The following is a 20,712-nucleotide window of genomic DNA, read 5'->3' as shown; positions in this document are numbered from 1 at the left end:
ATGCTCCCCGCCCCTGAAATCATCGCACGGTCACAACGAGACACCTCGTAACACTGGGTGTCGCCTTAGCTCGTAACACTGGGTGTCCATTGACACCCCGGGCAGAACGACCGCGATATCTACAATGCCGCGCTGAAGATCGAATACGCCGGTGACAATGCGGTGTTCACCTCGGTGTCGTCCTATGACACGGTCAAGGAAGTGCTGACCGGCGATGCCTTCGACTTCCTGCCGATCCCGGACAGCTTCTTCTTCAACCTGTTCGAATCGATCTTTGGCGCTGGCAACGGGTTCGACCTCAACCAGAGCCAGTATCTGAATGTGAAGGCCTTCAGTCAGGAAGTGCGCCTTGCCTCGCCCGAAGATGGCCGCGCCTTCAACTGGATGGCGGGCGGTTATCTGATCGATACCACACGCTTCATTTCGACCGGCAATATGATCGATACGAACAACGGCGTGTTCCCGGTGTTCCGCTCGCCCTCGACCAATCCTTTGAACCCGCAGTTCTCCTATCTCGCCGATGGTCAGGAGAACTTTGCCTGGGCGCTGTTCGCCAATGCGGGCTATGAATTCAGCCCCGAATTCCGCGTCGATGCTTCGCTGCGCTACGACCGTGACAAGCGCCGCCAGACGACCCTGACCCCGCAGGGCTTCCTGCCGGTGGTGCCGGGCGTGCCGCAGGCCCAGAGCGGCGAGGTCCGCACGGCGGTGTTCGACGACTGGCAGCCCAAGCTGACGCTCACTTACGAGCCGACGCCGGACCTCACGATCTATGGCGGCTACAGCCGGGGCTTCCGTTCAGGCGGCTTCAACCAGACCGGCGTGGGCGCCGAAGCCAGCGCTGCGGCGATCGTCGGCGTGGGCGACATCTTCCAGGCCGAAACCGCCGACACCTTTGAAATCGGCGCCAAGGCGCAGCTCGGCCCCGTCCGGCTGGCAGGCGCGGCCTACACGACCAAGTCGGAGAACAGCTACTTCTTCGTCTTCCTCGCCGCGTCCTCGACCCAGAACCTTGGCAATATCCCCGAAACCCGCCTCACCGGGTTCGAGCTGGAGGCGACCGCCGAAGTCCTGCCTGATTTCGACATCAACGCCAGCATCGGTGTGACCGACAGCGAGATCAAGGCCTTCGCTGATCCGAGTGTTATCGGCAACAAGGCGCCGCAGGTGTCGAACTACACCATGAACCTCGGCGCGCAATATGCCGGGGCGCTGAGCGATACGCTCGATGGCTTGCTGCGGATCGATTACCGCCGCATCGGCCGCACCTGGTGGGAGCCGTTCAACACCACCTCGCGCGACCCGGTCGATCTGGTCGACGCGCGGGCGGGTGTCACCTTCGATGGGATTTCCGTGACCGCCTTTGCGCAGAACCTGTTTGACGAGACTTACAATGCCGAATTTTCCCCAGGCGGGTTCGTGTTCCGCGCCCGCCCCCGGCGCTACGGGGTCGAAATCGGCTACAAGTTCTGATGAAATGCCAAGGGGGGCAGGATAGGCCCCCCGGTAGCTTCTGCCGAGACAGATGGAGAGCACGACCATGACGCAAAAAATCCTCGCCAACCGGCTGCACCACACCGCCTATGTGACCAAGGATCTGGAAGCGACGCGCGCCTTTTACGAAGACGTGCTCGGCTTCCCCTTGATGGCGACCTATTGCGAAAAGGACGAATTGTTCGGCAAGGAACGCGTCTATTGCCACGTGTTCTTTGAATTGGCCGATGGCAGCGCGCTGGCGTTCTTCCAGTTTGCCGACGCTGCCGATCAGGCCGAATTCGGCCCGGAGATGCCGTCGAGCCCGTTCATCCACATCGCGCTTCAGGTTGATGCCGAAGCACAGGACGAACTGGCCAAGCGGATTGCGGCGGCCGGGATCACCGAACCGCAGACCTACGTGCTCGAACATGGCTATTGCCGGTCACTTTACGTCACCGATCCCAATGGCATGATCATCGAATTCACCCATGATGACCCGCGCGCTGCCGCATTGGACGCCGATCGCCGCGCCGCCGCGCATGGCGAACTTGCGCGCTGGCTCGCCGGACAGCACCACAACAACAACCCGTTCCGCGCCGAAGAAGCCGCCTGATTGCAAGGCAGCGGGAGCGCGTCTGAGCATGGCTGATCCCGTGGCGGAAATCCTGACTTGCAGCGACGTGACCGTGCACGGCGGGACACTGCCGGTGTGGACAGCGGGGCAGGGTGCGCCGGTCATCCTGCTCCACGGCTGGACGCTGGACCACCGGATGTGGGCGCCCCAGATCGATGCGTTTGCGGATGAGTTTCTACTGGTCATGCCGGACCGCCGCGGCTGCGGGGCCGCGTCCGCCCCGCCTGATCTGATGCGGGAGGCTGACGACGTTATCGCCCTTGCCGATGCGCTTGGCTATGATCGGTTTGCGCTTGTCGGCCTGTCACGCGGCGCGGTTGTCGCGCTGGATACAGCCCGCCGATTTGGCGCGCGGGTAACGGGCCTGGTGGTGTCAGGCGCTCCGCTTCCGGACGTGGTGCCGCGCGAAGAGGTGATCGATCTTGATGCTCTGCGCGCGCTCGCGCTGGCAGGCGATCTGGCAACCATGCGCCAGCAATGGGCGCTGCATCCGCTGATGCACACCCGCGCGCCGGAAGCTGCCGCACTGGTGGCGGAAATCCTTGCCGATTACGATGGGCGCGACCTGCTTGTGCCAAGCGCAGCGCCCACCCTGCCGCACGAAGCGCTCGCCACGCTCGCGATGCCGGTGCTCGCCATGACCGGGGAGCACGACACCCCCTGGCGCCGCGCTTGCGCCGAAGCCCTCGCGCGCACCGCGCCGCGCGCCATGCAGGCGCTGGTGCCCGGTGCAGGCCACCTTGCCAATGCCGATAACCCTGCGCGCTTCAATGCGCTGGTTGGCGCTTTTCTGCGCAGTTGCTGTGATCCCCGAACGAGGCCCCATTTATGACCACCCGCTTCCTCACCACCCACGTCGGCAGCCTGCCGCGCCCCGAAGCCCTGCTCGATTTGGTTTTTGCCCGCGAAGGGGGTGAGGCCGTGTCCGAAGCCGATTTCGATGCGGCGGTGGAAGAGGCCACGGCCTATGTCATCAAGCGCCAGATCGAAGCCGGGATCAGCATCGTCAATGATGGCGAGCAGTCCAAGCCGTCCTACGCCACCTATATCAAGCACCGCCTGTCGGGCTTTGGCGGGGAGGCGGGGCAGTATGAATTCGCCGACCTCGAAGCCTTCCTCGGTGCGAAAGCGCAGGTGTTCGGCAACAAGGGCCGCGCCAAGCGCTCCGCGCCTGCCTGCACCGCGCCCATCACCGTCATCGACATGGAAGCGCCCCGGATCGACGCCGAGCGGCTGGTGCGCCTCGCCAATGGCCACGCCACCTTCATGTCCGCCGCCAGCCCCGGCGTGACCGCGCTGTTCTTCCCCAACCAGTTCTATGCGACCGACGAGGAATACGTCTTCGCCCTCGCCGAAGGGCTGCGCCACGAATACGAGACCATCGCCGCCGCCGGGATCACCTTGCAAGTCGATTGCCCCGATCTGGCGATGGGCCGCCATGTGCAGTTCACGCACCTCAGCCTTGAGGACTTCCGCAAGCGCATCGGCATGAACATCGCCGCGCTGAACCACGCAGTGCAAAACATCCCGGCTGAGCAACTGCGGATGCACCTGTGCTGGGGCAACTACCCCGGCCCGCACCACTGCGACGTGGCCTTGGGCGAGATCGCCGATATCGTGTGGACGGCCAAGCCGCAGACCGTGCTGATCGAAGGCGCCAACCCGCGCCACGCGCACGAATTCGCCTTTTTCGAGGATCATCCGCTGCCCGAAGGCAAGATCCTGTGCCCCGGCATGGTCGAGCCGCAATCGCCCTATATCGAGCACCCCGATCTGATCGCCCAGCGCATCGGCCGCTATGCCGATCTGCTCGGCGCCGAACGGGTGATGGCGGGGGTCGATTGCGGCTTCTCGGTCCATGCGGGCAGCAATGCGCTTGACCCCGAAATCGTCTGGGCCAAGCTCGCCGCACTTTCGGAAGGGGCTGAAATCGCGAGCCGCCGGTACGGCTGACGACTTTCTTTCGGCCCACCGCTTGCTGTCAGCGCGGCGGCGGGGCTAACAGGGGCGGCGATGGACGCAACAGCCCGCCCGCTCACTGTGCAAGCGCTTTTGGTGCGCGACGGCATCGTTACCGACATTGGGCCGGGGAAGGTTGCGCAGTTCGCAGGGCCGGGCTTCGTCTGGCTTCATGCCGAGGGCGTGGGGCACGGCGAAAACATGGACTTGCCGGACTATGTCCCGGCGATGGCCGCCAGCGCACTGGTCGCGAGCGAAACCCGCCCGCGGTGCGACGAAGTGGACGACGCGGTTCTCATCAATCTGCGCGGCACGGCGGCGGACACGATGCAGGACAGCGATGGGCTGGTGTCGATCCGCGTGTGGGTCGAAGGCGCGCGCGTCACCTCGGTCAGCCGCCACCGCATGGCCGCGCTCGCCAAGGTCGAAGCGGCGGTGCGCGCCGGGCGGATCACAGACGGGGGCGATTTCGTCGCGGCCTTGGCGCAGGCGATCTCCGTTCAGCTTGACCCGCACGTCGCCGATCTGGGGGATAGTCTGGATGATTGCGAGCGCATGCTGGACGGCGGCGACATCTACGCGCTGCGGCGCAAGATTGCCCATATCCGCAGCCAGGCGATCGTGCTGCGACGATTCGTCGCACCGGACCGCGATGCGCTGGGACAGATGGCGCAGCTGGAATTCGACTGGATCAGCAAGGACGACCGGATGCACCTGCGCGAAGCCGCAGACCGGTTCGCCCGCATGGCCGAAGAACTGGAAGCCGTGCGTGAACGCGCCGCGCTGCTCCATGAACAGCTGACCGATCTGCGCGCCGAAAAGATCGACCAGCGCAGCCTGGGAATTGCGGTGACGGCCTTCATCTTCCTGCCGCTGACCTTCGTGACCGGGCTGCTCGGCATGAATGTCGAAGGTATCCCGATGGCGGACAGCCCCTGGGCGTTCTGGGGTGTGGTCGGGTTTTGCCTTGTTATGGGCGCTGCGGTATTGGGATGGTTTACCTGGCGGCACTGGCTCGGCGAATGAACGCCGCGTCAGCTGCAAAGGAAGGTTGACCGCCACCAACCATTCGTGGCAAGCGCGCGATCCTTGTCAGGCAGCCGTTTCGCACGAAACATCGGGGCCGTGGCAAGGATGCGCGGAAACGCGCCAAAGATGCGGGTGTAGCTCAATGGTAGAGCAGCAGCTTCCCAAGCTGACGACGAGGGTTCGATTCCCTTCACCCGCTCCATCTTCATGTCCGTCGGCCTCCGTATGCGTCCGGACAAACCCCTAAATCCAAGGTTTTCTGCGTAAATCGCGCCGCAACCGCTTGCTCGTTTCCGCATTCAGCCGTTCGCGATTGGGGATCTGGCAGGGAGTTCCTGCCGCAGCGGCCAACTCGATACCCCCACGCTTGGGGATATTGTGGGGTGTAGGCCCGAGCGGGTTCCGCGCACAGCAAGCGGCGCGTGAGACAAATTGACAAATGCCTTGAGACACACAGCCTCCCGATTATGGAGAATTCCCTATAAGTAGCTGCCCCTCGGGACTGATCCGGACCCGCTGCCGGACCGGACGCGTTTTGATCTCAGGGGTAAAACTGTCATGACCAGCACGACCACCGGCCGTAGTAACGCGCTGCTCGCCACCACCGCGCTTGTCCCAGCCTTGATCGCCATGACCACTCCGGCAGCGGCCCAGAACTGGGACGGCGGCGCTGGCACCGAGAACTGGACTGACGCTGCCAACTGGGATCCGGACGGCGTGCCGATCAACAACCGGTCGGTCACTTTCGATAATTCCGATCAGGTAACGCTGAATGCGGCTTCGGCCGACCTCAACACTGTAACGATCAATGATCGCGCCTTTGTGAGGATCGATGCACAGCTGACTGCGGGGCGGGTCTCGATCAATGACGACGCGCGCTTCGTTATCCTCTTCGATGGCGCGGTGGTCGGCGATATCGAGGTGCGCGGCGAGGACATGGTGCTGGCCAATAACGGTCGCATCACCGGAAGCGTTTTGTTTTCACCTACCGGTTTCCTTGGGGATGATCCGCGCTTCTTCAACCGCGGTCCCGTGTCCGGATCGACGACGATCAACGGCGGAACGGTCGAACTCGAATTTCGGTCGGACTTCTCCGATACGCAGACCTTCGAGGTCAATGGCGGCATCGTGAATGTCAGCGCCGCCGATGTCGTCGGGCCGTTGTCAGGCACGGGAGGCGTCATCAATTTCCTGCCCCGTGGCAGGCTTACGACCAGTGTGAGCGCAGGCAGTTCAAGCTTTGCCGGACGAATGACAGGCACTTCGCAGGCGGGCGCAATATCGTTCGAAAAGGCCGGTGCGGGGACCATGATCCTGACCGGCAATAGTGATTATGCCGGCGGTACGCTGATATCGGGCGGAGCCTTGCAGATCGGCAATGGCGGGACGAGCGGCTCGCTCGGCAGCGGCTTTGTGGTCAATGATGGCGCGCTGGTGTTCAACCGTTCGAATGATGTGGCCTCTGCGGGCGTAATCAGCGGAACAGGCAGCCTGACCAAGCTTGGGGCAGGCACGCTCACGGTATCGGGGGAGAACACCTATACCGGCGACACTTTCGTCAATGAAGGCGCGATCGCCTATCTTGGTCCCAATCCTTTCGGAACCGGAACGGTGCGACTGGCCAACGGCACCATCCTGCGCGGGGTCAATCCGGGCAGCACGGCCATTCGCAATGCCATCATCATCACGGGATCAGCCACGTTCGACAATCCGACCGGCACTGGCCCGGACGTGTTCGGCACGATCAGCGGTGGACAATTGGTCAAGACCGGCGGCGGCCGTGCGTTGCTTTATGCTGCCAACACCTACACCGGCGGCACGCTGGTGAGGGAAGGCACGCTGACCGTGGTCAATAACCAGGCCTTCGGCACCGGCGCGGTGACCATGGCGGACAGCGCGCGGATCCAGGCCTTCGGCCCCTTCACCATCGCCAATCCCTTCACCTTTGAAAGCGGCCAGGCGCAGTTCGACACGGTGCTGGATACTGCTGCCCTTACGCTGACTGGCGTCCTTTCGGGCGCAGGGGGCCTGCAAAAGACCGGCAGTGGCATGCTGACGCTTTCCGGCGCGAATACATATGCGGGTCTCACCACGGTCTCAGGCGGCACCCTTGCCGTCACGAATAGCCGCGCGTTGGGCGTTTCAGATACTGGCACGATCGTCGGGAATGGAGGGACCCTAGCTCTGGCAGGGCCCGGTCAGTACTCTGTATCTGAAGCTATCACGATCAGTGGAAGCGGTTTCAACAACGGCGGTGCCTTGCGTTTCGAGGCCGCCGATACCTTCCTGCAGGCCCCGCTTACGCTGGCGGGCAACAGCCGCATCACCGTGCTGAACGCCGATAACGGTGTGTTCGGTGCGATCTCCGGCGTCGATACCGATCTCACCATCGACACAGTCGGAGCGAATGCCAGCCTGTTCACAAGCGGGATCGATCTGGGCACCGGAACCCTGTTCAAGGAGGGAGACGGCCTTTTTACCCTAGGTTCGGGCCGCGGAGTCTTCTCCAATCTGGTCATCAATGGCGGTGTCATTCGGGTGAACTTCGCCACGGCCAGCGATTTGATCGGCGATCAGGCTGCGGTGACGCTCAACTCTGGCTCCTTCCTGCTTGCCGGCAGCGAGACCATCGGCTCGCTGGCGGGCGCCGGCGGTTCGATTGGTGGAGACGGCGGGCAGACCCTGACTGTCGGCAGCAACAACGCCTCGACCACCTTTGCCGGTTCCTTCCTCGCCAATGACATCGACTTCACCAAGATCGGCAGCGGAACGCTGACGTTGACCGGCAACAATGCTTACACCGGCACCACTACCATCAGCGCTGGCACGCTCCAGATCGGCGACGGCGGAACCAGCGGCTCGCTCGGCAGCGGCGGCGTGCTCAACAATGCCGCATTGGTGTTCAACCGTTCGGATGACATAACGATCGGCAATGTCATCGAAGGCAGCGGCACGCTGACCAAGCTGGGCGCAGGCACGCTGATCCTGACAGGCGGAAACAGCTACAGCGGCACGACCACAATCAGTGCCGGTACGCTCCAGATCGGCAACGGCGGCAGAGACGCAACGATTGGCGCCGGCGCCATCATCAACAATGCTGTGCTGGTGATCGACCGCGCGCAAGGACCGGAACTGGGCAACAACATCAGCGGCACCGGCACCCTCGTCAAACGCGGACCGGGCGTTCTGGTTCTGGGTGGCACCAACACCTTCAGCGGCGGGATCAGCCTCGATGGCGGGCGCATCGTCGCGAATAATTCGACCGTGCTGGGGGGCGGCACGTTGCGAATGGCAGAGGGCACCGCTCTGTTGGCCAATGTCTCCAACCTCACCTTTGCCAATGACATCCTTCTCGCCGGCGGGGCGGGATCCAGCATCGACCCCTTCGACTTCGTTGAGCCCACGACCCTGACGGGCGAGCTGTCTGGCGGCCAGCTCAATGTCGTCGGCGGCGCGGGGCGGCTGGTGCTGACGGGCACCAACACCTATGGCGCGACCACCATCGCGGTGGGCAACGTTCTCCAGATCGGCAATGGCGGGACGACCGGCACGCTGGGCACCGGCAACGTTGCCAATAATGGTGCGCTGGTATTCGACCGCACGGGCCGCCTCGCGGTCGCTGGGGACATCAGCGGCGCGGGAACCCTCACGATGCGTGGGACCGGCACCGTCACCCTGAGCGGCAGCAACACCTACACCGGGTTGACCAGCGTCAATGCCGGAACCCTGCTGGTGACCGGCTCGCTCGCGGGGGCGCTCGACGTCAACAGGGGCGGCACGCTGGGCGGCACGGGGAGCATCGGCGGCGCGGTGCGGATCAATGACGGCGGCACGCTGGCTGTGGGTCTGAGCGCTGGCACAAAGACAATCGCCTCGCTCGCTCTGGAAGCCGGTTCCACTTCGATCTTCGAGCTGGGTGAGGCGGGTGTCGTCGGCGGGGCGAATAACGATCTTGTCAACGTGACTGGCAACCTTGCGCTCAACGGGGGCACGATCCGTGTCCAGCGCGGCGCGGGTTTCGGCAGCGGGCAATACACGCTGTTCACTTACCGCTCGCTGTCCGGCGCGCTCGGCAACCTGACTTTCGACCCCATCGGCGGCGACTTCGTCGGCAACCTCGCGCTCGGGAACGACGCGGTGCTGCTCAACGCCGCGGCGCTTTCGGAGATGGTGTGGTGGAACGGCGCGAACACCGTGCCGACCGGCATGGTTGAAGGCGGCGATGGTATCTGGAGTCTGGCAGGCGGCACCTTCACCAACGCCGCCGGCACCGTCAGCGGGCCGTGGGCGGGTGGCGGCAGCATGGCGGTGTTCGGCGGCACGGCCGGCACGGTGACGATTGCGGCGGGCGAGGTGCTTTCGCCTGCGGGGATCAACTTCCGGACCGATGGCTATGTCATCACCGGCGCCGATGCGACCTCGGGTCTGGGACTGAATGGGCCGACCGGGATCGATACGGCGGACGGTGTGGGCGCGACCATCGCCGCCGTGATCTCCGGCAGCGGCTCGCTGACCAAGACCGGCGGCGGTACGCTCACGCTTTCGGCAGACAACACTTTGACTGGGCTGACCACGGTGCTGGGGGGCACCTTGGTCAACCAGGGCGGGATCGCCGGCGACATCGCCGTTGCATCCCGCCTTACCAATGCGGGTACCGTCAGCGGTGCTCTTGACGTGCTGAGCGGCGGGCAGGCCACCAACCTTGCCAGCGGCGCCATCAATGGCGGCGCAACCGTGCAGGCTGGCGGCACGCTTGTCTCCGCGGGCACCATCGCGGGCGGGCTGGAGAACGGCGGCACCGCGCAGATCGCCGGGGTGTTGACGGGCGATGTGCTGAACAACGGCACGATCCGCCTGACCGGCCTCACCACCGGCATCGGCGCTCTCACCCAGACCGCTTCCGGACAGCTGGAGCTGGCCGGGTTCGACACGACGCTCGGCAGCCTTGCCGGGAACGGCGCGGTGGTGCTGGGCGCGGGGCTGCTGACACTTGGAGGGAACGACACCTCGACCGGCTTTGCAGGCGTGATTTCGGGCAGCGGGGGGCTGGTGAAGGTTGGCGCGGGCACTTTCACGCTCAACGGCGTCAACACCTACGCCGGCGAAACCCGCATCGAAGCGGGCGCGCTGACCCTTGCCGCAGGCGGCGAGCTTGCCGGTCCGGTGCGCAACACCAGCACCTTTACCAATCAAGGCACGCTGCGCGGAGCGCTGGTCAATGGCGGCACGCTGATCTCGACCGGCACGATGACCGGCGGCCTCAGCAATCTGGCCGGCGGCACAGCAAGCCTTGCCGGAGTGATCAGCAACACGATCGACAACAGCGGCACCGTGACGCTGACGGGGGCCACCACCGGCATCACGGCCTTCACGCAGGCCGCAGGCGGCACATTCAACCTTGGCGGGTTCAGCACCACGGTGGGAAGGCTGGCCGGGGCGGGAACGATCAACCTCGGATCGGCCTTGCTGACGACCGGGGGCGACAACACCTCGACCACTTTTGCAGGTGTCATCACCGGCAGCGGCGGGCTGGAGAAAACAGGCACGGGCACGCTCACCCTGTCAGGCGCCAACACTTATACCGGCACAACCTTGGTCGAGGCCGGGCAGGTGGCGGTTGCCGCAGGCGGCGCCGTGGGCGCAGTGCGCAATGCTGCGACCTTCACCAACGCGGGGACAGTCAACGGGCAGTTGTTCAACTTCGGCACGGCCACCAGTTCCGGCATGATCAACGGCGCCGTGAGGGTCGAGGCCGGAAGCTTCACCAACCAATCGGGCGGGATCGCCAACGGGACGGCTTTCAGCTTTGCGCTGCTCAACAATGCCGGGACATGGAACGGTGCCGCCCTGGTCAGCGGGGGCGGCGTGATCGACAATAGCGGCGTATGGCGCAACAATTCCCCGAACGCGTCGTCCGTGGTCGATGGCGTGTTCGACAACACCGGCACCCTGAGCGGTGCAGATGTGATCGTCGCTGGCGCCAATGCGTCACTGGTCAACCGGGCCGGCGGCACGATTGCGCTGGATACGGACCGCACGATCTTCGCCGTGGATGGCGGCGTGGTTACCAATCTGGGGGCTGTGAGCGCGATTGGAGCGGCCGATCCGAACGGCATCATCGTCAATGGCAACGGTGCCAGCTGGACGGGCGACCTCATGGTGGCGGCAGACGGCGCGCTGACCAACAACGGCACGATCACGGGAAGCGTCTCGAACGCGGGCCGCTTTACGTCCGACGGTATTGTGAACGGCACGCTGATCAACCGCCCCGGTGCAACCGCCCTGTTGGCAGGCGCGATCAACGGCGATGTGTCGAACAGCGGGGCGATAGGGCTTGCGGCCCTGACCACCGGCATGAACCTGCTTAGCCAGAGCGATACAGGCAGTTTCGATCTCGCCGGGTTCGACACCGACGTCGGCCTGTTGGCAGGCGGGGGCAGCATCACGCTGGGCGGCGCGGCGATGACCACCGGGCGCACCGATACAACCTCGACGTTCGGCGGTGTGATCAGCGGCAATGGCAGCCTTGTGAAGGCCGCCACCGGCACGCTGGTTCTGACCGGTGCCAACACCTATACCGGCGGCACCACCATCAGCGGCGGCGCGCTGCAATTGGGCGACGGCGGAGCCAGCGGTTCGGTCCTCGGCCCGATCGTCAACAACGCCACGCTGATCATCAACCGCAGCGATGCCTTCACGCTCGCCAATCTGGTGAGCGGCAGCGGGATGCTGGTGCAGGACGGCACCGGCACCACGACGCTGACGGCCGCCAACACCTATGCGGGCGGGACACTGGTCCAGCGCGGGCGTCTGGTGGGCGATACCACCGCGCTGCAGGGTGTGATCCAGGTCCAGGCGGGTGCTGCGCTCGAATTCGCGCAAGGGGCCGCCGGCACCTTTGCCGGTTCGCTGACCGGAGCGGGCATCGTCGACAAGACCGGGGCGGGGATGCTGACCCTTACCGGCGACAGCAACGGGCTGACCGGCGGCACCTTCGTGCGCGCTGGCGAGCTGCGCGTGAATGGCGGGCTGGCAGGCTCGGTGGTGACAGTGCAATCGGGCGCGACACTTTCGGGCACCGGGGTGATCGGCGGGTTGGTTGCGCAGAGCGGCAGCACCATTGCGCCGCGCACCAGCCCGGGCACGCTCGGCGTCAACGGCAATGTCACGCTGCAAGCCGGGAGCACCACCCGGTTCGAGGTGAGCGCGAGCGGGCCTTCGGACCTGATCCTTGCCACAGGCACCGCGGCGCTGGGCGGCACTGCGGCCCTGACCAATCTCGGCGGCACCTATGCCTTCGGCAGCGAGATCGTGCTGATGCAGGCCGATGGCGGGCGCACCGGAACCTTCGAAAACACCGTAGGCACGGCCGAGTTCGGGATCCTTTACCGGCCCGAACTGGTCTACACCGGCACGCAGGTCCGCCTGCGCTTGGCGGCGAACCTCTTGGGCAATCTCGCTGGCACCACGGCTTTCACCGCCAACCAGCGCGCGGTGCTGGGCGGGATCGATGCGGCCGTGACCGCGGGCTACAACCCGCAGCCGTTGTTCGCGATCTATAGCCTGCCCACCGCGCAGCTTGCCAATGCCTTCGACCAGCTTTCGGGCGAGGTCTATGCAACCGCGGCAGGTGTCGGGATCGAGCAGGAGCGGATGGTGCGCGAGGCTGTGCTGGGCCGGCTCGGCAGCACGGCGATCGCCGCACGCGCCGCGCCCGAGAGCGCCTCGGGCCTCGGGGTCTGGGGTCAGCTGTTCGGCGGCTGGGGTGATGGTGAGGGCAACGGCAATGCCGCTGCCTTCGATACCGACCGCATGGGCTTTGTCACCGGCCTCGATTATGGCCGGGCGAGCAAGAATGGCAGCTGGCGTGCGGGCGTGTTCGGGATGCGGATCCAGAGCGACGTGACGATCGCCGCGCGCGGTTCTGCCGCCGAGGTGAAGCAGTCGGGTGGGGGCGCTTATGCGGCCTTCACTGCCGGCGGGTTCGGCGCGGCGCTCGGCGGCTATCTGGCCGAGACCGATCTGCGCGCCTTCCGCGACATCAGCCTGGCCGGCTTTGCCGACAGCACCGTGGGCGTGACCGAGGGTGAGGGGCGTCAGGCCTTCGCCGAGGTTTCCTACACGATCGAGGCCGGCAAGACGCTGATCCGGCCCTTCGTGGCTGGTTCGGTGGGCCGTTTCGAGCTTGACGGCCTGACCGAAACCGGCGGCGCAGCGGCGCTGACGATACGCGCGCAGAGCTACAGCACGGGCACGGTGACGGGCGGGATTGATACCGCGGTGGCGGTTGGCAAGGTGCTGCGTCTGAACGGTACGCTGGCGGCCCGCCGGCAGCTGGGCGACCGCGACCCGCAAGCGATCCTCGCGCTCGCCGCCGCACCGGAGCAGACGTTCGCGGTGGGCGCCGCCCAGCTCGACAAGACCGCGCTGGCCGCGAGGCTCAATGCCCAGTTCGATCTTGAGGACAACCTCTCGATCGCGCTCGGCTACACTGGTCTGATCGGCAAGACCCAGACCGACCACGGCGCTCGCGCAACCGTCAGCGTCCGGTTCTGAGGCCAAAAGGGGAGGGGGCTGCGGCTCCCTCTCCACCCCTTGCCACCGACCTCGGAGGCTGCTTGCCAAATCAGACACGCGGCCGCGTCGCCGTGTGGACTTTCGTCGAAAACAAAAAAGGGCGCCGGCGGTGTCGCCGGTGCCCTGTCAATATGCCTTAAATAGAATCTGGCTCGGTCCAGCCCCGCAAGCGGCCCTTATGCTTTTCGCAAAGAGCCGCCGGGACAGGCAGCTTCAGCTCATCGAGGTGGTGAAGCCGCCGTTGCCATCATTGCCGGCGAAGCTGCCATTTTGCACATCGCCAAGGCCAAGTTCGAGGTGCACCAGCGCCGGGGTTTCCCACCGCAACTTGGCCGGTGTGCTCAAAGATGAATGATCGGTCATAGAATCCTGCCCCGCTTCACAAAGATTTAATATCTTTACCGCCGCATCGCACGAACGCAATCAGAAAACAGCATTGTATCACCGGCTTTGCGGCGCTGGATGCCGCTCAGATCATGGCTGAACCAGCATCAGGCCTCGGGCGTAGTTGATCGTGGGATCATCGCCGATGATGATATGGCCGCCCACTTCAACCCACGCGTGCAAAGCGTAAGGCTTGCCGCCAGTCTGCGGCGGCGCAACGCCGAAAACGATCGCCGAGGCGAGGCCGCGTCGGCGCAGCATCCATTGCACGGCCATGGCCCGGGGCAGGCACACATATTCGCCCGGAAGCTTTCGGGCTGCGTCAGCGACTGACCGGCTGATGGTGCGATGCGCCGGGCCGGGCAGTTGGCTGACCGGATCGCCGATCCGGCCCAAGGTGGCGCGCCACCGGTGCAAGGGCACCGCGCGGATGAGGGACTTGGCCAGCAGCAGCAAGATCATGGCTTCCACCGCGCGGGCGCGCCGCAGCCAGACATGGCGCAGCCTAGCCGCGCTGAACAAACCCTGCTCCGACGACCTGATCGATGAAGGCCGCAACCTGCGAGGCGCATGTTTCCGGATCGACATCGTAGCTGGCCTGCAAAGCATCGGCGATGGCGCGTTCGCTGTGCGCACCGTCGATCAATCTCCAGATCGCCAGACCTGTGCCTTTCAGGGTGTGAAAATCGCCCGAATCGACATCCATGATGACCAACCCGTCATCGAGTTCGGTCTCATAAAAACGGTTCGTGGCTTTGCGGATCATGGTCTTTTCCTAACATGTTCGGCGGGCAGCTTCACCGGCGTGGCCGGCACTGTCGCGTGATGGCTCGATATAGCCGAAGCGGCGCATCATGACGCGGTGGCAGGCGATGATGCGTGCGGCCTGTTCCGGGGAAAGGTGCTGCGCCCAGCCGCCGGCCTTGCCGCTGCGGAAAAACCGTTTCTGCTTCGGGGTGGTCTCCTTGAAGCCATCCTGATCTTCCTTGGCCTGCAAGCGGTCAAACGCCGTGTCGGCGACGGCTTTTGCAATTCTTGCCGGATCAATCGGCGTATCGGGGCAGGCAAAGGCAATCACGCGGGTCAGTTCGCGTGCCGCATCATCCAGCATGTCTTCGTATCTCACGACCAGCACCGGGATGGCGGGCTGGTCGATCCAGCTGCTGACGTGATGGCTCCAGTCTCCCATGAACTGGCGCAATTGCGGTTTGCCGTTGCCGCCCACCGCCGCGTGCGGATTGCACAGCATCGCGGCGGCCACCGCCATGTCTTCATGGCCATCATGAAACGCGCGCGATACGGCCACATCAAGCGGGTTGCGGATAAGGTAGATCGCCTTGCCCGATGCGCTTGGCGGAAACAGCCACTGCCCGGTGGGCGTGCGCGCTTGGGCGTCATGCACCTTGATCCATTGCGGAGCGCCGCCGGGCTGGACGATCTGTTCAAACACCAGCGGCAGCAGGCTTTTTATCTCCTCATCGGTCAGATGGGTGCTGTCGATGCCGAGGATTTCATCAAACCGCATCCGGGCCGAGGCGATACCATTGGTCATGGCGAGCTTGTTGATATCAAGCTCGTGGTCGGTTTCGTCAAAGTAACTCGCCAGCAACATCCGCATCCAGGTGTTGCCTGACTTGGGGTAGGATGCCAGCCAGTTGATCACTCAGCAGTCCTTGATGATGCCAGCGATCAGAGCCACGCCATCGCCGAACACCTCCTTGCGGCGCGGCCGGTCGAATTTCATCATCGTCACCTGTTTGGACAGGCGCGAAAACACGTCGAACAGCTGCTTTTTCTCGGTGACAGCGGTGCAGAAATGCGGGCGATAAAAGGCGCTTTTGGCGATGGCGAAGCGGTCGATCCCGGCAATCGGCTGTGCGGCGATCCCGTCCCTTGCGTTCTCGCCCAGAAAGAACAGCTGCGCCAGGGGCAGGGGTTCGGACTGAAACCCAGCCTGCGGATCGATGTAGAACTTGTCGAGCCCGTCCCTGACCTGCTCTCCGGCAGTCGCCTGGGTCAGCGTAACGGCATCACCCCACAGCTTCAGCCGCTTGTGTCCCGGCAGGCACATGACACGATCGGGCTGGCTGAAATCCAGCACCAGCACATCGTCGGCAAACAGCGGCAGGCCGTGGCCGCCCAAGGCCGCCGCCAGCGTCGATTTGCCAGCGCCCGAATGACCGGTGAAGGCGTGCACCTGCCCGCCATGCGCCACGGCCGATGCGTGCAGCGGAACCAGACCATTGATCCATGCAATCGCGCCGTAAACCGAACCGTTCAAAAACAGCTGCACCTCGGTATCGGGCATGGCGGCAGGGCGCGAAACGGTGACGCCTTTGCCCTGCTGGTAATGGAACTTCAGCCCATTGGGCAGCCGCAGCAAGAAGGCATCCATCGCGATGGCAAAGGTGGGCGTTTCCTTTAACGCGCGCGGCAGCGAATCCGGCACAGGCCCTTCGCTGGTTGCACATTCGGCGGCGAGCAATCGGGCGGACGACAGGACCATAGGCCTGACGTACTGCCCCCCCTGATAACCAAAAGCAATTCGCTAAACGCAAGCTGCATTCGCGGCCGGAAGTGATGCCAGCACCGGGCCACAGGCCGCCGATCAGATCGGCTCTCGCAATCGGCCCTCTTAATCGGCCTTGTCAACACCGCATCCCTGCCGCATCGAAGCGATCTGGGTGGAGGGTGATGTGTCCGGTTTCGTGTTGATCTTGCGCAAGGACGCCCGGCCGCCCGCGGATGATCTCAACGACAAGATGCACCAGGCGCTGCGGATTTTCGGCACGGATCGAGGGCAGGTGGTCAATGCCGGGCGCTTCACCGCGATCTGGACGCATGACACCGGGTACACGCCGCAGGACCGGTTTGAACACCAGCCGGTGATGATCGGGACGCGGTGGCTGCTGCTGTTCTGCGGCTTTCTGATGCACCGCGATGAGCTCGCCGCAAAGCTCGGCGTGAGCGAGAGCGAGGCGCCCCGGCTCGCGGATAGCGCGCTGGTCGCCCTGGCGTGGGAAAAGTGGGGAACGGACTGCCTCGATCATCTGGGAGGGCCGTTCAGCTTCGCGGTTGCCGATTGCGAACGGCAGAGCGTGTTTGCCGCGCGCGGGCAGGAACGCGGGATCAGTCTGTATTATCACGATAACGCGGCGCGGCTGATCCTTGCGACATCGACCAAGCCGATTTTCTGCGATCCTGCGGTTCCCAAGGCGATCGACGAATTGCGAATGGCCGATCATCTGGTGATGAACCACGAGGATAAGGCGCGGTCCTTTTTCCGGGACATCAGCATCGTTCCGGCAGGCCACACCTTCGTCGCCGATCCCCGGCATTACGTGGCCCGCCGGTTCTACAGTCTCGACCGGGTCAAGGACATCCGCTTTGCCAGGGACGACGACTATGTCGAGGCGGCCAGAGAATTGCTGGAAAAGGCGGTGGCCGCCAGTATGCGGGCGCCCCAGACGCCGGCTTTGTCGTTAAGCTCCGGGCTTGATTCCTCGGCCATTGCGGTGACCATGCTCGGCCAGATCGCCGCTGGACGGCACCCGTTCTCGGGCCCGGTCAAGGCCTTCACCGCCATTCCGGCTGCGGGCTGGGACCGGATTGCCAGACCGGGGTGGGAGGGTGACGAAAGCGCCCCGGTCCGTGCGCTTGCCCGGCACTATCCCGCGCTCGATGTGGAGTTTGTGAGCAGTGACGATTGGCCCTACGATCACGGGCTCGATCTCTTGCAATCCTATGCCGATGTGCCGCTCGCGGGCGTCGGCAATCTGCACTGGGGTCTGGAACTGGCCCGCCATGGCCGCAAGTCGGGTGCGCGGGTGCAGCTGAGCGGATCAAGCGGGAACGCCGGGCTGTCCCTGGCGACCCGCGATATTCTGTTCGGGCAGTGGTTCCGGCACGGCCGCTGGCTCAACCTGATCCGCGAATACAAGGCTGCCGCACGCCACGCCATACCCCCGCAAGGGTTCAGCCTCAGGCGGATGATGGGGGCTGCCATCGTGCCCAATCTGCCGGACTGGCTGTATGATCGCCATCAGGCGCGCAAGGGGCAGGCGATGAGCATGCTGGTCCATTCTGCGATCAACCCCGCCTATGCCGAAGACCTGGGTCTGGCCGAACGGATGGCCATGCTGGGGCGCGACCAGCGTTACCGCCGCCCGCGCACGCGGCGCGAATTGATGCGGATCATGGTTCATCGCGGCGCACGCGACAATTCCGGCGCGATCGCCGAAGCGTTCAAGGTCATGTCAGGCGTACAGACGCGCGACCCCTTGGGCGATCGCCGCATTCTCGAGTTTTGTTATGCGATCCCTGACGATCAATTCTACAGGGACGGCACTGACCGGCGCCTGATCAAGCGGGTGATGGCCGGACGCCTGCCACAGGAAATCACCAGCGCCCGGCGCGGTGAGCAGTCTGCCGACTGGCACAGCCGCATGGCGCGCGACCTGCCCCGGATAAGCGCTGAAATCGAGCGGCTGGGCGATGATCCGGCTATGGCGCGAAGGTTTGATCTGGACCGCATCAGGCGCTGCCTTGCGCAGTGGCCCGCGGCAACGCCGGTCAGCATCGCCGATTGTCCTGACGCCCAGTTCATGCGCTTTGGCATCGGCCGGGCGATTGCAGCGGCGCGGTTCATCAACAGCGTCGAAGGGAAAAACTAGACCCGGCAGCAGCCCTCATGACAGGGGTGGGCAGGATCGCTGCCCACCCCTGTCATGTCTGCGCGGATATCAATTGCGCGAGGGGAAGATGCCGCTGGTCGAAATACAGTACTTGATGACCGAAATCGGCGTCGTGTTCGAGAAAGCCTGTCCCGAACCTGTTGGAAGGACGTTGATATTGCCCGTGTTCATCGCCACGGTTGGCGCTGCCGAAGAGTAAATGTCGGACCCGACAGGCGCTGCTGCAAGGCTGTTGCGCAGCGGCCGGGCGGCATCGCCGGCACCCGAAAACGCCCGCATCTGGGCGGTGTGGCTGTGTGGTGGCAGATTGGCGGCTGTCAACTGGATGGTCGTCGAGCCGAACACTTCACCATCGGTGTAGAATGGAAGGCCGGGGCCCTGCCCGACATGCACCGGCATCCGGCCATTCAGATTGGGCAATCCAAAAGTGGTTCTGCCATCGCCGCCAAACGTTGTGCCCAGCAAGGAAAACAAGGCGGTGTTTTGCTGAATCGACAAAAGCTGTCCGCTTGCCGGCAGGTGGCGGTTTGGGCAGAAGTCGAAACCAACCGTGATGATCTGGCCAAGGAACGGTTCATCGCCAGCATGGGCCGGAACGGACATGGACGTAAGGCCAGCGGCGACAAGCATGGTCGCCAAGAGTGATTTTTTCATGAACATTGGAAATTCCTTACGATCAGGAATTGGAAATCAGCCTGTTGATCAGGCACCGGTCAGTCGCGTGGCGGGAAGACACCCTGGGTAGCGATGCAGTGCCGGATGGCCAGTGACGGCGATGTTTTCTGGATCGCTGTGCCTTGGCCCGTCGCTGAAACGGTGATGTCGCCTGCTCGCATGTCGACGTTGGGAGCGGTGGTTGAATAAAAGCGCTTGCCGTTAACGGTCGTTGCAATCGTTTTGCCCGCCGGATCGCTGGAATCGGCTGTCTCGACCGTGGCCCGCATCGCTGCCGTATGGGTGTGGGGGGGCAGATTTGCGGTCGTCAGCGTTACGCTGGTCGCGCCGGATTGTTCACCGATCACGCGCGTGGTCAGACCGGGGCCCGAGCCAACATTGATGATGGTGCGTCCGCGCAGGTCAGGCACCGCGAAGGTTGTCTGCCCGTTGCCGCCGTAAAATGTGCCAACCAACGAGAACAAGGCGGTATTCTGGGCAATGGCGAAAAGCTGTCCGTTTGTGTCCGTGTATCCGCGGGGGCAGAAGTTGTAGGGAACGATGATGACTTCGCTGATGTAAGGTTCGGTTGCTTGCGCATGGACCGCAGCAGGCGCCGCCATGACCGCCAGTGCGGCGACAGCGAGAGATTTTCTGATGAACATGGTGTATCCTTTAATGAAGGATGAAACTTTCGGGTCAAAACAGGCCTAGTGCAGGCCTTTCATCGCCTGAGGCTATGGGCGCGAGGGGAAAAGCCCTTCAATCGCAACGCAATAGCTCATGGCAAGCGCCGGGGCCGTCAGGCTCACCGGAGTGCCACTGCCGGTCACACCGATGACAACGTCGCCTGCATTCATGTTATTGGCTGGGACGGCCGTCGAATAGATGCGGTTTGGCTCGGCATCATCGCGGGCAAGACTGTTGCCGGTGGGGACGTTGGTGGTCCCGTTGGTCGGCACTGCCGAAAGCGTCGCGACGTGCGTGTGCGCGGGCATCGCGTTGGTTGTGATTGAAAACTGCTCGGTCCCGCTTCGCTGCCCTTGGAAAAAGGTGCCAATACCGGTGCCGGTGCCATCGCCAACCGCAGCGCGTCCGCGAAGATCGGGCACGGCGAAGGTGTTCTGTCCATCGCCGCCATAGATCGTGCCATAAAGCGCGAAGAGCGCATCATTCTCTGCGATCGACAGCAGCCTGCCATCAGCCGGTGAAGCGGCCCCCAAAATGACCGGACAGGACCTCACACTTATGTAAGAGTGAGGCATATGACCGACAGTAATCCCAGGAGCTATGTGCATGCGGAGG

General features: G+C 64.1%; 15 protein-coding genes and 1 tRNA gene. 8 read left to right on the top strand and 8 right to left on the bottom strand.

Going from position 1 to position 20,712, the window contains the following annotated elements:
• The first annotated feature begins 117 nt into the window (after positions 1 to 117).
• The 7 genes from C0V72_RS14170 (at position 118) to C0V72_RS14140 (ending at position 13,654) form a co-directional block, all read left to right on the top strand.
• Positions 118 to 1,473: a TonB-dependent receptor gene (locus C0V72_RS14170; protein ID WP_324761546.1), complete on the top strand. Its 1,356-nt coding sequence runs from the start codon at positions 118 to 120 to the stop codon at positions 1,471 to 1,473.
• Positions 1,474 to 1,540: 67 nt separating this feature from the next.
• Positions 1,541 to 2,089 carry a VOC family protein gene (locus C0V72_RS14165; RefSeq protein ID WP_101794790.1) on the top strand — a complete coding sequence of 183 codons (549 nt, stop codon included), beginning with the start codon at positions 1,541 to 1,543 and terminating at the stop codon, positions 2,087 to 2,089.
• 28 nt (positions 2,090 to 2,117) lie between these two features.
• Entirely contained in the window at positions 2,118 to 2,942 is an 825-nt protein-coding gene (locus tag C0V72_RS14160) for an alpha/beta fold hydrolase (RefSeq protein WP_172439041.1), read from the top strand.
• Positions 2,939 to 4,063, top strand: coding sequence for a cobalamin-independent methionine synthase II family protein (locus C0V72_RS14155; RefSeq protein WP_101794786.1), 1,125 nt, complete (start codon positions 2,939 to 2,941; stop codon positions 4,061 to 4,063). The genes C0V72_RS14160 and C0V72_RS14155 overlap by 4 nt, the downstream gene beginning before the upstream one ends.
• Before the next feature lie 60 nt (positions 4,064 to 4,123).
• A complete protein-coding gene (locus tag C0V72_RS14150; RefSeq protein ID WP_101794785.1) occupies positions 4,124 to 5,095 on the top strand; it encodes a zinc transporter ZntB in 972 nt (323 codons plus the stop codon).
• 131 nt (positions 5,096 to 5,226) lie between these two features.
• A tRNA-Gly gene (locus C0V72_RS14145) sits at positions 5,227 to 5,300 on the top strand.
• Positions 5,301 to 5,656: 356 nt separating this feature from the next.
• Positions 5,657 to 13,654 (top strand): autotransporter-associated beta strand repeat-containing protein, encoded by a 7,998-nt coding sequence (locus tag C0V72_RS14140; protein ID WP_101794784.1) that lies wholly within the window; start codon positions 5,657 to 5,659, stop codon positions 13,652 to 13,654.
• Between the two features lie 234 nt (positions 13,655 to 13,888).
• Here C0V72_RS14140 and C0V72_RS16460 read toward each other — a convergent pair whose 3' ends face one another.
• From C0V72_RS16460 to C0V72_RS14120, 5 genes are all read right to left on the bottom strand, one after another.
• The gene (locus tag C0V72_RS16460) at positions 13,889 to 14,038 is read right to left on the bottom strand and encodes a hypothetical protein (RefSeq protein WP_172439040.1); all 150 of its coding nucleotides are present in this window, start codon (positions 14,036 to 14,038) and stop codon (positions 13,889 to 13,891) included.
• Between the two features lie 111 nt (positions 14,039 to 14,149).
• Complete coding sequence (locus C0V72_RS14135) at positions 14,150 to 14,581, bottom strand: lasso peptide biosynthesis B2 protein (RefSeq protein WP_199797801.1); 432 nt, start codon at positions 14,579 to 14,581, stop codon at positions 14,150 to 14,152.
• A complete protein-coding gene (locus C0V72_RS14130) occupies positions 14,565 to 14,825 on the bottom strand; it encodes an HPr-rel-A system PqqD family peptide chaperone (RefSeq protein ID WP_101794783.1) in 261 nt (86 codons plus the stop codon). Before C0V72_RS14130 ends, C0V72_RS14135 begins: the two co-directional genes overlap by 17 nt.
• A 9-nt stretch (positions 14,826 to 14,834) precedes the next feature.
• Positions 14,835 to 15,722, bottom strand: a complete 888-nt coding sequence (locus tag C0V72_RS14125; RefSeq protein WP_101794782.1) for a sulfotransferase domain-containing protein — start codon at positions 15,720 to 15,722, stop codon at positions 14,835 to 14,837.
• Positions 15,723 to 16,565, bottom strand: coding sequence for a hypothetical protein (locus C0V72_RS14120; RefSeq protein ID WP_101794781.1), 843 nt, complete (start codon positions 16,563 to 16,565; stop codon positions 15,723 to 15,725).
• A gap of 139 nt (positions 16,566 to 16,704) precedes the next feature.
• Here C0V72_RS14120 and C0V72_RS14115 point away from each other — a divergent pair, with 139 nt between their 5' ends.
• Positions 16,705 to 18,732, top strand: coding sequence for an asparagine synthase-related protein (locus C0V72_RS14115; protein WP_101794780.1), 2,028 nt, complete (start codon positions 16,705 to 16,707; stop codon positions 18,730 to 18,732).
• Positions 18,733 to 18,801: 69 nt separating this feature from the next.
• Here C0V72_RS14115 and C0V72_RS14110 read toward each other — a convergent pair whose 3' ends face one another.
• From C0V72_RS14110 to C0V72_RS14100, 3 genes are all read right to left on the bottom strand, one after another.
• On the bottom strand, positions 18,802 to 19,407 hold the full coding sequence (locus tag C0V72_RS14110; RefSeq protein ID WP_101794788.1) for a phage tail protein: 606 nt from the start codon (positions 19,405 to 19,407) through the stop codon (positions 18,802 to 18,804).
• Positions 19,408 to 19,466: 59 nt separating this feature from the next.
• Positions 19,467 to 20,030, bottom strand: coding sequence for a phage tail protein (locus C0V72_RS14105; protein WP_172439039.1), 564 nt, complete (start codon positions 20,028 to 20,030; stop codon positions 19,467 to 19,469).
• Positions 20,031 to 20,144: 114 nt separating this feature from the next.
• Positions 20,145 to 20,712, bottom strand: a 568-nt coding sequence (locus C0V72_RS14100; protein WP_101794778.1) for a phage tail protein, incomplete at its 5' end; no start/stop codon positions are given.

Source organism: Porphyrobacter sp. TH134, from assembly GCF_002855495.1.
Taxonomy (GTDB): Bacteria; Pseudomonadota; Alphaproteobacteria; order Sphingomonadales; family Sphingomonadaceae; genus Erythrobacter.
The sequence above is the reverse complement of the archived record's forward strand: the minus strand, read 5'-3'. Positions and strand labels throughout refer to the sequence as shown.